Genomic DNA, 14,381 nt, shown 5'->3' with positions numbered 1-14,381 from the left:
AGGCCATCGCCATGCCGGCCAAAAGCCCCGTTCTCGTCGACCTCAAATTCAGTCCGGCGACAGTCGCCAAGGCGCTCGAAACGGCCTTTGCCGATCGCGGCAGCATCAATCTCGCCGATCCCGCCAGCAAGGGCGCGGATCTCTCCTATGTCGATTATGCGCTTGTGTGGAAACCGGATGCCGATCTCTTCGAGCGCGCCCGCAATCTCAAGGTGATCTTCTCGGGCGGCGCCGGCGTCGATTCGATGATGTCCATTGCCGGCCTGCCCGATATTCCGATCGTCCGCTTCGTCGATCGCAGCCTGACGGTGCGCATGAGCGAATGGATCGTGATGCAGTGCCTGATGCATCTGCGCGATGTGCAGGGGCATTTCAGGAACCAGCGCCAGCATCTATGGGTGCCGCATCATGGCGCGGAAGCCGCTGAGGTCACCGTTGGTGTCATGGGCCTCGGCGTTCTCGGCTGCGATGCCGCCGCCAAGCTGAAGTTGATGGGCTTCAACGTCATCGGCTGGTCCCGCAGCAAGAAAGAGATCGATGGCATGGAAACGTTCGACGCCAGCGGGCTGGATGCGTTTCTGGCCCGCACCGATATTCTGGTCGGCCTCTTGCCGCTGACGCCGGAAACGACCGGAATTTACAATGCCTCGCTCTTTTCGAAGCTGCACCGCAACGGTCCGCTCGGCAAGCCGGTCTTCATCAATGCCGGCCGCGGCAAGAGCCAGGTGGAGGCCGATATCGCCTCGGCTGTTCGTACCGGTATTCTCGGCGGCGCCTCGCTCGATGTCTTCGCCGTCGAGCCCCTGGCAGCGGACGATCCGCTATGGGGCCTGGAAAATGTCATTATCACGCCGCATGATTCCGCCGTCTCCGAAGAAAAGGCGTTGATGCGCCATGTCGAGGAGCAGATCGACCGCTTCGAACGCGGCGAACCGCTGCAGCATCTGGTGGATCGCGGCCGGGGTTACTAAGTCTGGTAGGCTGCGGAGTTGAGGCGCTTCCTTCGGTTGCCGGCAGTCGAATGTGGCAGATTCGCTCTGACATCAATTTTCTTTCAGTGACTGGACTTTCGCTCAACATTTTTTGATAACAAGCCTCTACACGCATGCTGGCATATCGGCCGGCGAGAAGCATGACGTCCGCAGGGCAGGAGACGGGGCAGGAACGACATGACCAAGACGGATATTGCCACCCGCGTCTATAACCATACCTGGAAGCTCGATCCGATCGTCCGCAGTCTGATCGATACGGATTTCTATAAGCTCCTCATGCTGCAGATGATCTGGAAGCTCTATCCGGACGTCGATGCCACTTTCTCGCTGATCAATCGCACCAAGAGCGTTCGCCTGGCCGAAGTGATCGATGAGAAGGAATTGCGCGAGCAGCTGGATCACGCCCGCACGCTCCGCCTCTCCAAGAAGGAGATGATCTGGCTTGCGGGTAACAGCTTCTATGGCCGCGCCCAGATCTTCGAACCGGAATTCCTCACCTGGCTGTCGAATTTCCAGCTGCCCGAATATGAGCTCTCTAAGCGCGACGGCCAGTATATTCTCGACTTCCACGGTTCGTGGAAGGAAACGACGATGTGGGAAATTCCCGCGCTCGCCATTATCAACGAGCTTCGCTCGCGCACGGCGCTGAAGGCGCTCGGCCCCTTCACGCTCGATGTGCTCTATGCCCGCGCCAAGGCTAAGATGTGGGAAAAGGTGGAGCGGCTGAGGGAACTGCCAGGCCTGCGCATCTCCGATTTCGGCACCCGCCGTCGCCACAGCTTCCTCTGGCAGCGCTGGTGCGTCGAGGCGCTGAAGGAAGGCGTGCCCCATGCCTTCACCGGCACGAGCAACGTGCTGCTCGCCATGGATTCCGATCTGGAAGCCGTCGGCACCAATGCGCATGAGTTGCCAATGGTCGCCGCAGCACTTGCGAAAAACGACGAAGAGCTGGGCAAGGCGCCCTACAAGGTGCTGCGCGACTGGAACCGTCTCTATGGCGGCAATCTACTTGTCGTGCTGCCCGATGCCTTCGGCACTGCCTCCTTCCTGCGCAACGCGCCGGAATGGGTGGCCGACTGGACCGGTTTCCGTCCCGACAGTGCCCCGCCCATCGAGGGCGGCGAGAAGATCATCGACTGGTGGAAGAAGATGGGTCGCGATCCGCGCCAGAAACTGCTGATCTTTTCCGACGGGCTCGATGTCGAGGCGATCATCGACACCTACAAGCATTTCGACGGCCGGGTGCGCATGAGCTTCGGCTGGGGCACCAATCTGACCAATGACTTCGCCGGCTGCGCGCCGACCGAACTCAAGGGGCTGAGCCCCATCTCCATCGTCTGCAAGGTCATCGAAGCCAACGGACGCCCGGCCGTCAAACTCTCCGACAATCCGCAGAAGGCGACCGGCGAGCCGGCGGAAGTCGAGCGCTATCTGAAATTCTTCGGCGCGGAAGATCGCGTCGATCAGGAAGTTCTGGTGTAATTTCCAGGAGGAATGTCCGGTTGCCTCAGAGCAGTTCAGCTTTTCACGGGATCGCTGAGCCGCTCTATCTCTTTGTTGTCTCGCAATTCCGGACGGAAAACCGCGACGCACTTTTCCTGGAATTGCGCTAGTGGCGGACGTTTACCGCTTCTACTCGGGCCGCCCGCTTGAACAGCGTCCACCGGCCGTTTTCCCAGCGATATTGATCCGGCGAAATGACGTAAGGCACGTCGCTGAGATCGGCGCTGATCAGCTCCAGCAGCTGTAGACCCTGAATGTCGTTCTCATGCGTGAAGAACACCTTGTCGCGCGACAGGAATGCGGCGATCGGTGCGGCGCCGCCGGATTGCTCTTGCACTTGCGCCCAGAAATTCGGCAGAAAGGCGACGCTGGATTCGAACTGGCCGTCCACCTCGACATATTGAAACCGGCTGCGTTTGGCGATCTGGACGCCGGTCTTGGCGAAGAATTTCTGCAGGTTGGCCTGTGCCGTCTCGGCAAGCTCCCGGGCATCGATGCCCCAATCGTCGAGCGCGGTGGACATGACGTAGCTGACGGTGGTCTCGCCGTTGACGACGAAGAGCTTGATCAGGTTTTCCGCCTCGTCGAGATAGACGAATTGCGGTGGGCTGGGTTCGTCCTTGACGGCCTGCATCATCTGCTGGCGGGCCACCTCGACGAATTCGCGTGTTTTCAGCACCGGCAGAACCTTGGCGAGTTCGCTATTGTCCTCCATGACTTCCGTCATGTTGAGATAGTTGTGCAGCGCCTGCGCGCGCGCCGGCCCTCGCTTTTCGCGCAATGCCAGCAACGCATTGTTCAGGAATTTCGTCATCGTATCGCCGTTGCGGCTATGCAATGTCAGGCTGCCGGCTGTGGGGTCGTAATCGACGCGGATCAGGTCGCCGAAGAATGGCAGGCGCTCCTGCAGATAGGCCGCAAAGGTCGCCTCGTTCTGCAAAGCTTCATCCGGAATGTTCAGATCGAGCGTCTTGACGGCCGTCGTGCCTTCGGGTTCGGGCAGTCTCTGCCCGCCGCGCGTGTCGGATCGACTGCCTTTACCGAAGAGCCTTTTCAGGAAATTGAACACGCGCGTCCCCGAGTACCGACCGGTATTGCCGCAGAACCTAGCGCGGCCATGGCTTCGGGACAATGCCGGGCGGGCGATGGATTTGTGCTGTAAGCGCCTGCTTGCCCGGATAAAAAACGCGTATAGTCTGCGGGAACGGGCCGGATGGTCCGATTGCGGGAAGGGCAGCGCATATGAGAAATTTCGGGGGTAGCAGGCTGTGGATCGGAGCCTTGCTTTTATATCTTCTTGCTTTGGCCGCGCCCGTCACGTCGCTCGCGCAGAATGCAGCGGCGCCACAGCCGGCGGCACCACCACCCGATAAGGTCCGCGAACTGATTCAGTTGATGAACGAGCCCGACGTCAAGCAATGGCTCGCCGCGCAGCTCAACAATCAGCCCACTTCCACCCCGACCTCCACCGCCGGCGATTCGGAAGCCCCGGGAAGAGACCAGATGTCGGTGTTGTCCGGTTTGCTCGGCCATACGCGCCATCACCTGGAGGTAGTATCCGGCGCGGCGATGACACTGCCCTACGAGGTCATGACGGCATCGGAAAAACTCGAAGGCGAAGGCAAGGCCGTCGGCTTGCTCCGCATCGTCATCCAGATCGTGATCCTCTTTTTTCTCGGGCTGGTGGCCGAGCTTGCGGTTGCGCGCTTCATCAATACCAAGCACATGCAGCGCACGGAACGGGCAGCCGGCGTCGAGACAGAGTTGCAGGCGGCGCGGTTCCAGTTCCTGGGCCGCGTTGTGCCCGCCATCATTCATGGTCTGGTGACGCTTATTCCACTTCTCGCTTTCGACTGGCCGCCGGTCATCGAAAACTTCGCCATCGCCTGCGTTATCGCCCTTGTATCAATCAGGTTGGCAATCTCCATCGGCAAGCTCTTGATGGAACTGATCGCGATGCGCCGGACGGATGATGTTCTGGACGAGGACGGCGGCGCTGCCCGCATTGCCGAACGGCGGCGTGTGGCAAAATATTGGTATCGGCGATGCACGCTGTTTGCCATCTATTTTGCTTGCGGCTGGGCTATCATACAAGCCGTCGCGTCGCTCGGCTTTTCCGCTGGCGCGCGCGATCTCATCGGCTATGCGCTCGGCATCGGCCTGTTTGTGATTGCGGTGGAAGCCGTGTGGTCGAGGCCCGTTGTTGCGGCAAGTCGTGGCAAGCGGACGGTCTCCTGGTTACTGACGATTTATTTCGCAGCTCTTTGGGGCCTGTGGGTGGCTGGCTTCGATGGCCTGCTTTGGCTCGGCATCTATGCGATGTTGCTGCCGCGTGTCCTTTCGGTGTCCACCCGCGCGATCGAGGCTCTGCATGTCGCGGCTGACGGTATCTTCGGTGCCGGCAAGCTGGCAACCGTGCTTCTCGATCGTGGCGTGCGCGCTCTGATCATTACCTTCGCGGCCCTCTGGCTCGGCCGCATGTTGGGTGTCGAGGCCACCGCGATGATGAGCGGCAGTGAATCGAATATCGGCCGCATCGCGCGCGGCATTCTGGGCGGTATCGTCATCCTGCTGGTCGCCGATCTCGTCTGGCAGCTGGCGAAAACCTATATCGACGCCAGGCTGATGCAATCCCTGCCCGCCGTCAGCGATTCCGACGAGGTGAGGGCGAGCCGCGCCCGGCTGCAGACGTTGCTGCCGATCTTCCGCAATATCCTGGCCGTCATCATCGGCATCATCGCCGTCATGATGGTGCTGTCCGGTCTCGGCGTTCAGATCGGGCCGCTGATCGCCGGTGCCGGCGTTGTCGGCGTTGCGGTCGGCTTCGGCGCGCAGACCATCGTCAAGGATGTCATCAGCGGCGTTTTCTATCTCTGGGACGATGCTTTCCGCATCGGCGAATATATCGAAAGCGGAAACCACAAGGGCGTAGTGGAATCCTTCAGCCTGCGCTCGGTAAAGCTGCGCCACCAGCGCGGTCCGCTGGCGACGATCCCCTTCGGCTCGCTCGGTGCGGTCAACAACATGAATCGCGACTGGGCCATCGACAAGATCATCGTCAAGGTCACCTACGATACCGACCTGGTAAAACTGAAGCGGATCGTCAAGGATATCGGCCAGCGTCTGCTCGAAGATGCCGATCTGGCGCCGAATATCATCCAGACGCTGAAAATGAAGGGCGTCGAGCAGTTCGGCGATTTCGCGATCGAGATCAGGCTGGCGATCACCGCCAAGCCGAACGAGCTCTCCGTCATCCGCCGCGGCGCGCTGGCGCTGATCAAGCAGTCCTTCGATGAGAACGGCATCCAGTTCGCCTTCCCGACCGTGCAGGTGGCAAGCGACAAGGACGCGGCGGCCGCCGCTGCCCGGCAGCTTATCGAGATGCGTGCGGCAAACGTGGAAGGCGCGCAGCAGGCGGGTTGACGCCCGGAATCGAACACCGCCCTGAATCCCTCAGGCTTTGCCGGCAGCGAGCCTATCGCTTCGGCGTGGCGGTGCTGCCGCGCACGACCAGTATGACGTCGATCATCTCGCGCTCGGCCGGCACGGCATCGTGGAGGACGGCCCCTACCGCGCGCTGTGCGATCTCGGCAAAGGGCTGGGCCATCGTCGTCAGGCCAGGCTCCACCATGCCGCCTTCCGGCACGCCATCGAAGCCGATGACGGAAATGTCCTGCGGAACCGAAAGGCCTTTTGCGCGCAGCCAGTTGATCGCCAGAAGCGCGATATTGTCGGACATGGCAAGGATCGCCGTCGGCGGCTCGGGCGCGGAAAACAGGTAGTCGAGCCCGGCTTCGACGCTTGGCTTGTCGTTGAGCGTCTCATAGATCGGCACGTCCTCACGACTTATCCCGAACACTTCGAGCGCCCGCCAATAGCCGAGCGCTCGATCGCGCGAGGTGGAATAGATTGCCCGCTCGATGTCGGCGACACCGACCGGCCCGACATGATCGTCCGAGAGTTCAGTCGCGAGCACGCCGAAACGCCTGTGGCCCAATTCCGCCAGATGCCGGGCGGCGACGGCCGCACCTGCCAGATTGTCGACGCTGATCGAGGGGATCGACCCGTCCTCATCATTCAAGGCGAGAGCGATGAAGGGCAATTGCCGTTCGCGTGTCAACTGAACCAGCTTTTCGCCGCCTTCCACGCAGAGCAGGATGAAGCCGTCGACCAGAGCGCTCTTGATGTTCCAGTCCAGCTTCTGCCGGTCCTTGGCCGAGACCAGCGCCAGGCCCGTACCGCTGGCATCGCAGACCTGGGACACGGCCGCCAGGAGTGCCCTAGCCCAGGGATCGTCGAAGAAATAGGCCAGTGGCTCGACGGCGGCGACGCCGATGGCATTGACCTTTCCGGCCCGCAGCAATCGTCCGGTCAGGCTCGGGCCGGCATAGCCGAGCCGTTTGGCCGTCTCGAGCACATGCTCGCGCACTTCCTCGCGCACCACCTCGGGCCGGTTGAAAACATTGGAGGCGGTTCCCTGCGAAACCCCCGCCGCCTTTGCGACATCCGCGAGCCTGATGGTGCCCTTGACCAATGAAATCCTCCATGAGTTTCCGAAGGATACTAGCAATGAAGTTGTATCGGTTCAATTCTGCTTGACGACGGATCTTTGAGGCATATGATTGAACCGATTCAAAAAGGGGTACGAGCCGAAACTGAATCGATTCAAAATAGAGAGATGAGCCGATGTTGGACAACTATCTTTTCAAGGATCTCTATCATGATCGATGGGGTGATCCCTGCAATCCGAATGCCGTCGATCGGCCTTCGCCTGCGGACAATGGCGGCGCTTGCGGCAAAGGTATTTTGGGCCGGTTGGCAGAACGTTTCCGCCGTCGCCGGGATCGTCCGTCGGCGTGGTCCTTCACGATTCCGAACGAAACATCGGACACGGAGGACGAAGCCGAAATCCGGCCTCGCACCTGTGATGAAGAGCCAAAGTTCCTTGCCATCGCCAAGGCCCTATCGCGGAATTGCTAGGGCCGGATGATTTTAGGTCTGTTCGACCTAAAATCTGAATCCGCTCTAGGGGCAGCGCATGAGTTGCTCCAATACCGGCCTCAGAAGCTTTCCTTGTAGGGACGCAGATCGAGTTCCTGGGTCCAGGCCGAAGGATGCTGGCGATGAATGTGCCAGTAGCTCTCGGCAATGGCATCGATGTTCAGCAACCCGTCGGCATCCACGTCCGGCCGGCGTGAGCGCAGCCGCTCGCCATCTATGCCGCCATCGATGATGGTGTGAGCGACATGAAGCCCGAGCGGTCCGAATTCCCTCGCCATGCTCTGGCTGATCATTCGAAGACCCGCCTTTGCGGCGGCGAATTGCGCAAAACCTGCCTTGCCGCGCAGGCTGGCAGAAGCGCCGGTGAAGATCACCGTGCCGCGACCGAGGGGCGCCAAATGACGCGCCGCCTCGCGCCCCACAAGGAAGCCACCGAAGCAGCAGACACGCCAGAATTCCTCGAATTGCGCTGCGGTGGTGGCACGAAAGGCGATCTGGCGATTGATGCCGGCATTGAAGACAACCAGATCGGGCGGCGCAATGTCGCCACGCGACGCGAAGGCATGTTCGAAGAGCCGGATGACGGCGGCTTCATCTGTTGCGTCGGTTTCGATCGCCTCGGCGCTGCCGCCGGATGCCAGGATGGCGGCGGCGACCTGATCGATCTTCGCCGCCGTCCGGCCGGCAATGAACACATGGTAGCCCTTGTCGGCAAGCAGCCGGCACAGCGCCGCTCCCAAACCCTGTTCGGCTCCGACTCCGACAATCACGGCGCTTGGCGTGCTCATTCGGCCGCCTCCCTGGCATCGAGCGTCGGATAGTCGGTGTAACCCTCGGCGCCACCGCCATAGAAAGTGGAGCGATGATAGGGGTTGAGAGGCGCACCCTGGCGAATGCGCTCCGGCAGATCGGGATTGGCGATGAAGAGACGGCCGAAAGCGATGGCGTCGGCATGGCCGGCGGCAAGCGTGGCTTCGGCCGTGTCCGGCCGGAAATTGCCAGCGGCGATCAGCGTGCCGGACCATGCCGGCCTGAACAGTTCCGCGGCAGAGGGCACGTTCTTATGATCGACCTCGGCCTGGCCGGCACCGCTGGCGCGCGGCTCGATCAGATGCAGATAGGCAAGATTGAGTCGGTCCAGTTCGCGAATGACATGCCCGTAGAGACGTAAGGGATCGTCCTCACCGCTGTCATTGGCAATACCGAAAGGCGAGAGGCGGACGCCGACGCGATCCGAGCCCCAGACATCGGAAACCGCTTCGACCACTTCCAGCAGCAGCCGCGTGCGGTTCTCGATCAAGCCGCCATATTGGTCGGTGCGCTGGTTCGTGCGGGCCTGCAGGAATTGCTCGATCAGATAGCCGTTTGCGCCGTGAATCTCTACGCCGTCGAAGCCGGCCTGCTTGGCATTGGCGGCCGCCTGGGCGTAGACGTCGATCAGGAGCGGCATAAGATCGATGTCGATCGCCTGCGGCGTCTCGAAGGGCACGCGCTCGAACGTAGCGGTAAAAGCCTCACCCTTGGCGGCGATGGCGGATGGGGCGATCGGCGGAGCACCATCAGGCTGGTGGGAGGAATGGGAGATACGGCCAACATGCCAGAGCTGCAGGAAGATCTTGCCGCCCTTGCCATGAACCGCATCCGTCACCACCTTCCAGCCGGCGATCTGCTCGGCCGTGTGGATGCCGGGTGTTGCCGGCATGCCCTGTCCGGCGCGGGAAATCTGCGAACCTTCGGAAATGATCAGGCCGCCCTCGCTGGCACGTTGGGCATAATATTCGGCATTCAAAGCCGAGGGCGTATTGCCCGGCTGGCTCGACCGCATGCGGGTGAGCGGCGCCATGACGATGCGATGCGCCAGCTCATACGGGCCGACGAAAAGCGGCGAAAACAAAGTAGCTGTCATAAAATTCTCCTGCCTGGAGCGAAAATTGCTCCCCGGGGCGGAAGGGCCTGTCAGCGGCGATTCGGTCTCGGGAGTTCGAATAAGATGATGGCCATCATTTATTCCAACAATCGGACGTGCGCAACTGAATCCGATGTCAGGCCGGAAGTTCGGAAAGAAAGCCGATCAGGGCGGCGTTGAACTGCGCCGGTCGCTGCAACGGCGCGAAATGGCTGACGCCGGGCAGGAGGATCAATTTCGCGCCCGGGATGTGCCGCACGAGATAATCGGCGTGTTCCCGCTTGATGAATTCGTCATGCTCGCTGTGCACGATGGCGACGGACACGTCGATCTCGGCGAGATCGGCGATTGTGTAGTTCGGCTCCGTCCGCTGCATCAGGCCGACCGCCTTGACGAAGGCATCGAACGTGTCAGGCGTGGCCGACAGGGCGGCGTAATCCTCCGTATGACGGGAGAAGCAGCGCTCGATGGTGGGCGTCGCCACGAATTCCTTGGTGCCGCTCGGGTCCATGTTGCAGGCAAAGAAGAAGACGCCGGAAACGCGCTCCGGATGGCTTCGCCCAAGGATCATGCCCGTGCAGGCGCCGTCGCTCCAGCCGGCAATGGCCGCTTTCTCGATCTTCAGCCTGTCCATGACGGCGAGAGCGTCTAAGGCCATCAGCTCGTAGCTATAGGGCCGCTCGTCGCGCGTACTGCGGCCATGGCCTCGGCTGTCGACGACGACAACCTGACGACCGGCATCGATTAGTGCCGGCACCTGATAGCCCCAATTGCCGCTGTTTCCGAGCCCGCCATGCAGGAGGATCACCGGAGCGCCGCTGCCATAGGAGGCATACCATATGCGCGCGCCGTCATGATCGACATGGCTTTCCGCCTCGGCTTGCGGCAGGGGCGCAGCCCCCTCGGCTTGGAAGCGGTGAAGCTCGTCGTCGTGAAATTCCATATCCACCTCCCATCGCGCCGCCTCCTCCAGGCAGCCAAGTGGCGAGACTAGTCCATCCCAACTCGTTTTTTCAACAGGCAGTGGTCATATCGCTGCCAGATGCTCGAAAAGATCGCGGGCCGGTGCCGGCAGGTCTTCGAGGGAACGGGCGCAGACCGAAAGCCGGCGCGTGGCCCAGCCGTCGGTGAGGCGCAAGATCGCTGTTTTTGCGGATCTGCAGCGGCGCGCCGCCGTTTCAGGTATGATGCCAAGGCCGATGCCCTGACCAGCCATGTCGCAGATGCTCTCGAACGTCCGCATCCCCACGCGCATTTTCAGCCGGGCGCCGAGCCGGGCGGCTTGCGCGTCGATATGATCCTGCAGCGCGCCGCCGGCAAGCCCGATGAAATGCTCGTGCAGGATCTCCGCGAAAGTGATCTGCTTTGCCGCCGCCAGCGCATGGTCGCGAGGCATCACCACCACCAGACGATCGATCGCAAAGGGCCGCAATATTGGGCCTGACGTGTCGACGGCGCTGGAGAGAATGCCGATTTCGGTAAGCCCCGCCGAAACGGCGCGTGCGATCTCGATGCTCTGGCGCTCCTTGAGATCGATATCCGTTCGCGGATGTTTTGCCATCCAGTCAGCAAGGCGCGGTGGCAGGTACTCGGCGATCGCCGCGGTGTTGGCGAGAAGCCGGATCGTTGCCCTGATGCCGCTCGCATGTTCGCCGAGTTCGCCGCGCATCTGCGCCAGCTGCCGCTGGATCAGTCGCGCATGATGCGCCAGCGCCTCTCCCGCCGGCGTCGGACGAATGCCGCGCCGGCCACGTTCCAGAAGCTGCACGCCGCCGTTCGCCTCCATGTCGCGCAGCCGCTCGCTGGCGGCCGGCGGCGAAAGCCCGACATCGGCCGCCCCATGGGTGATGCTGCCGGCATCGACGACGGCGAGGAACAGGCGAAGGTCGGTCAGGTCGAAGCGCATGGAGCAAAGAATATCGCATCTCCAGCCTTCGGCATAGCCGAAGCCTCTCTTCGCATCATCCGCATTGTGCCCGACCTCGCGTCTGCTAGTGAAAGGGCATGATGGATCATTCGATATGGCTCGTCGCGGCGATCTTCGCGACCTTCTTCATCGCCGGCATGGTCAAGGGCGTCACCGGCATGGGGCTGCCGACCGTGGCGATGGGCGTGCTGGGCGCGCTGATCTCGCCGCTTATCGCCGCCAGCCTGCTGATCGTCCCATCCTTCGTCACCAATGTCTGGCAGCTGCTGGCAGGCCCGAGCTTTGGCGCGCTTGCCCGTCGCTTCTTCCTCCTGGTCTTGTTCGTGATCGCGGGAACATTCGCCGGCTCATATTTGCTTGCCGCGGGGGACACGCGCGTGACGACGGCTGGGCTGGGTGCAGCACTCCTCGTCTATGCCGGCCACGCGCTTCTCGCCCGCCAGCTTTATGTGCACGCGACGCTGGAGCCGCTGCTGTCGCCGATCATCGGCTTGCTCACCGGCTTGCTGACCGGCGCGACCGGCGTCTTCGTCGTGCCGGCGGTGCCCTATCTTCAGGCGCTGGGATTGGAGAAGGAGGAGCTGGTGCAGGCGCTCGGCCTTTCCTTCACCGTCTCCACGGTGGCGCTGGCCGGCGCGCTCGCCTGGCATGGCGCCTTCCGCATCGACAATCTCGCGCTGTCTGCCCTGGCGATCGTCCCAGCGCTTGCCGGCATGTGGGCCGGCCAGATCATCCGCAATCGCGTCAGCCCGGTTACCTTCCGCCGTTGGTTCTTGATGTGCCTTCTGGTGCTCGGCGCCGAGATGATCGTCAAAGCCTCTTTCTGAGGCAGTCTCATATTGCCGGGTTGCCCGGTGCGCACCCATATGCTTCGGAGCTTGTTTCATGGCGGGACCTGATGGATCGATGGAAGAAGAACAGCATGAGATTTCCGATCACCATTCACTGGCCGATGCCCTGCTCGTCGTCGATGTGCAGAATGCATTCGTGCAAGGCCCGAACGCGGTTCCTGGCCATGCCATGCTGAGGTCGGTGGTCGAGATCCTGTTGGACAAGGCGCGATCGGCATGGGCACCGGTGATTTTCCTGCAGAACGATGGTCCGACGGGTGCGGTGGATGAGCCGCTTCAACCCGGATGGAAACTCCATTTTCCGCCCCTGTCCGGCGAGGTGGTCATCAGGAAGACGGAGGATGATGGTTTCGACGGCACCGATCTTAATGCCATTTTGACCGCCTTTGGCGTGAAGGATCTGGTGATCTGCGGCGTGCTTTCGGAGATGTGCGTTGCCGCGACGGCGCGGGGAGCGCTTGAGCGCGGCTATGGCGTGCTGCTGCCGCATGATGCGCACGCCACCTATGACGTTCCCGCCGGCCCGGGGTCGCAGGGCGTGCCTGCGGCTTTGGCCGCGCGAGCGGCGGAATGGTCGCTGGGCGATGAGATCAAGATTTGCGCTTCAGCGCGCGAGGTTCGTTTCAAGGAGCGGGCTTAATCGAGGTTCTCGCCTCGTCAGCACGAGACCGCTCTTGAATGTCGCGCCGAATCGTAATAATTGAAGTTACATGAAAAGAGACAGCCGACTTTCTTCCGTTCTCCATGCTCTTCTCCATATGGCCGAGCAGGATGGACCGCTGACATCCGAAACCCTGGCGCAATGCATGCACACCAATCCCGTCGTCGTGCGGCGTACCATGGGGCTGCTGCGCGAGGTAGGTATCGTCAAATCCGCTAAGGGACATACCGGCGGCTGGACGATCGCGGCTGATCTCAAAACCGTCACGCTCCGCCAGCTGCACGAGGCGCTCGGCGAGCCGGCGGTATTCGCCATCGGCAATCGCAACGAAACGCCAGAATGCCTCGTCGAGCAATCGGTCAATTCCGTGCTCGACGACGCCTTCGCGGAAGCCGAGGCCTTGCTGCTCCGGCGCTTCGAAAATGTCACGCTTGCTGATCTCGCCGGCGAATTTGCGCGGCGTCATGCGCAGTGGCGCACAGAAAGGACCCTGTCATGAGCCATGACGTCATCGTCATCGGGGGCAGCTACGCCGGAATGGCGGCCGCCCTCCAGCTTCTCCGTGCCCGCCGCAAGGTGCTTGTCATCGACGGCGGCAAGCGCCGCAATCGCTTCGCCGACACCTCCCACGGCTTTCTCGGCCAGGATGGCGTCAACCCCGGCGAGATTGCCCGCAAGGCACGCGCGCAGCTTTCCGCCTATCCGACTTTGACTTGGATCGAGGGGACTGCCGAACAGGCCGAGGGCGAGAAGGATGCCTTTGTCGTGATCACGGCAGATGGCGTACGCCATGACGGCCGGCGACTTCTCTTCGCAACCGGCGTCTCCGATGCATTGCCTGAGATCGAGGGCCTTGGCGAACGTTGGGGCCGGAGCGTTTTCCATTGCCCCTACTGCCACGGCTACGAGCTTAATCAGGGCCGCATCGGCTGCATCGCCACCGGGCCGATGTCGCTGCATCAGGCGCAGTTGCTGCCGGAATGGGGCGAGGTCACACTCTTCCTTAACGGCACTTTTGCTCCGGATGAAGCACAGCGCACCGATCTCGCCACACGCGGCGTGGCGATCGAGGAAACGCCGATCGCAGGGATCGAGGGAGATGCAGACGTGCGGCTCGCTGACGGAAGCCTGCTGCGGTTTGCCGGGCTCTTCACCGCCTCGCGCGTGTCGCCCTCGAGCCCGGTTGCCGAACGGCTCGGCTGCATGCTGGAGGAAACGCCTTTCGGCATGCAGATCCGGACCGACGCTATGAAGGAAACCACGGTATCAGGCGCATTTGCCTGTGGCGACGCCGCGCGCATACCGCATTCGGTGTCGCTCGCCGTCGGCGATGGCGCCTGGGCCGGCGCGCAGCTGCATCGGTCGCTGGTGTTTTAAGATCGGCTGCGGAGGGCTTTCGTCCTCCGATATCCGCTAGGAAGTGTGGACAGTTATCTGATCCATAGGACGATTGCTGCGATAGTGACGACTGCGAGGTAGTTTTCGGCGGTTTTTTCGAAGCGCGTAGCGACCCTGCGGAACTGCTTGAGTCTCGAGAAGC

At 61.9% G+C, this 14,381-nt stretch carries 13 protein-coding genes and 1 pseudogene; 7 read left to right on the top strand and 7 right to left on the bottom strand.

The window, feature by feature from the left end; genetic code table 11:
• The first annotated feature begins 11 nt into the window (after positions 1-11).
• Together HGP16_RS31030 and pncB are read left to right on the top strand one after the other, a co-directional pair.
• Positions 12-971, top strand: a complete 960-nt coding sequence (locus HGP16_RS31030; RefSeq protein WP_168843781.1) for a 2-hydroxyacid dehydrogenase — start codon at positions 12-14, stop codon at positions 969-971.
• 198 nt (positions 972-1,169) lie between these two features.
• The gene (gene pncB / locus HGP16_RS31025) at positions 1,170-2,474 is read left to right on the top strand and encodes a nicotinate phosphoribosyltransferase (protein WP_168843780.1); all 1,305 of its coding nucleotides are present in this window, start codon (positions 1,170-1,172) and stop codon (positions 2,472-2,474) included.
• A 127-nt stretch (positions 2,475-2,601) separates the two neighbouring features.
• Here pncB and HGP16_RS31020 read toward each other — a convergent pair whose 3' ends face one another.
• On the bottom strand, positions 2,602-3,564 hold the full coding sequence (locus HGP16_RS31020) for a hypothetical protein (RefSeq protein ID WP_168843779.1): 963 nt from the start codon (positions 3,562-3,564) through the stop codon (positions 2,602-2,604).
• A 173-nt stretch (positions 3,565-3,737) separates the two neighbouring features.
• Between HGP16_RS31020 and HGP16_RS31015 the strand changes: the two genes are divergently transcribed.
• Positions 3,738-5,918 (top strand): mechanosensitive ion channel family protein, encoded by a 2,181-nt coding sequence (locus HGP16_RS31015; RefSeq protein ID WP_168843778.1) that lies wholly within the window; start codon positions 3,738-3,740, stop codon positions 5,916-5,918.
• 52 nt (positions 5,919-5,970) lie between these two features.
• On the opposite strand, the gene HGP16_RS31010 is transcribed toward HGP16_RS31015, so the two are convergent.
• From HGP16_RS31010 to HGP16_RS30990, 5 genes are all read right to left on the bottom strand, one after another.
• The gene (locus tag HGP16_RS31010) at positions 5,971-7,029 is read right to left on the bottom strand and encodes a LacI family DNA-binding transcriptional regulator (protein ID WP_168843777.1); all 1,059 of its coding nucleotides are present in this window, start codon (positions 7,027-7,029) and stop codon (positions 5,971-5,973) included.
• A 526-nt stretch (positions 7,030-7,555) separates the two neighbouring features.
• The gene (locus HGP16_RS31005) at positions 7,556-8,284 is read right to left on the bottom strand and encodes an SDR family NAD(P)-dependent oxidoreductase (protein ID WP_168843776.1); all 729 of its coding nucleotides are present in this window, start codon (positions 8,282-8,284) and stop codon (positions 7,556-7,558) included.
• Entirely contained in the window at positions 8,281-9,402 is a 1,122-nt protein-coding gene (locus HGP16_RS31000; protein ID WP_168843775.1) for an alkene reductase, read from the bottom strand. Before HGP16_RS31000 ends, HGP16_RS31005 begins: the two co-directional genes overlap by 4 nt.
• A 136-nt stretch (positions 9,403-9,538) precedes the next feature.
• Positions 9,539-10,345 (bottom strand): alpha/beta fold hydrolase, encoded by an 807-nt coding sequence (locus HGP16_RS30995; protein WP_168843774.1) that lies wholly within the window; start codon positions 10,343-10,345, stop codon positions 9,539-9,541.
• Between the two features lie 84 nt (positions 10,346-10,429).
• The gene (locus HGP16_RS30990) at positions 10,430-11,308 is read right to left on the bottom strand and encodes a LysR family transcriptional regulator (RefSeq protein WP_168843773.1); all 879 of its coding nucleotides are present in this window, start codon (positions 11,306-11,308) and stop codon (positions 10,430-10,432) included.
• Between the two features lie 98 nt (positions 11,309-11,406).
• Between HGP16_RS30990 and HGP16_RS30985 the strand changes: the two genes are divergently transcribed.
• The 4 genes from HGP16_RS30985 to HGP16_RS30970 all read left to right on the top strand — a co-directional run bounded on the left by HGP16_RS30985 (position 11,407) and on the right by HGP16_RS30970 (position 14,218).
• Positions 11,407-12,156, top strand: a complete 750-nt coding sequence (locus HGP16_RS30985) for a sulfite exporter TauE/SafE family protein (protein WP_168843772.1) — start codon at positions 11,407-11,409, stop codon at positions 12,154-12,156.
• A 58-nt stretch (positions 12,157-12,214) separates the two neighbouring features.
• Positions 12,215-12,820 (top strand): isochorismatase family protein, encoded by a 606-nt coding sequence (locus HGP16_RS30980; RefSeq protein ID WP_246703610.1) that lies wholly within the window; start codon positions 12,215-12,217, stop codon positions 12,818-12,820.
• A gap of 70 nt (positions 12,821-12,890) precedes the next feature.
• A complete protein-coding gene (locus HGP16_RS30975) occupies positions 12,891-13,340 on the top strand; it encodes an RrF2 family transcriptional regulator (RefSeq protein WP_168843771.1) in 450 nt (149 codons plus the stop codon).
• On the top strand, positions 13,337-14,218 hold the full coding sequence (locus tag HGP16_RS30970; RefSeq protein WP_168843770.1) for an NAD(P)/FAD-dependent oxidoreductase: 882 nt from the start codon (positions 13,337-13,339) through the stop codon (positions 14,216-14,218). Before HGP16_RS30975 ends, HGP16_RS30970 begins: the two co-directional genes overlap by 4 nt.
• Positions 14,219-14,271: 53 nt before the next feature.
• Here the strand turns inward: HGP16_RS30970 and HGP16_RS30965 are convergent.
• Positions 14,272-14,381 (bottom strand): annotated as a pseudogene (locus HGP16_RS30965) (IS5/IS1182 family transposase); the annotation flags it as partial.

The sequence above is a fragment of the Rhizobium sp. P40RR-XXII genome (assembly GCF_012641405.1).
Taxonomy (GTDB): Bacteria; Pseudomonadota; Alphaproteobacteria; order Rhizobiales; family Rhizobiaceae; genus Rhizobium.
The sequence above is the reverse complement of the archived record's forward strand: the minus strand, read 5'-3'. Positions and strand labels throughout refer to the sequence as shown.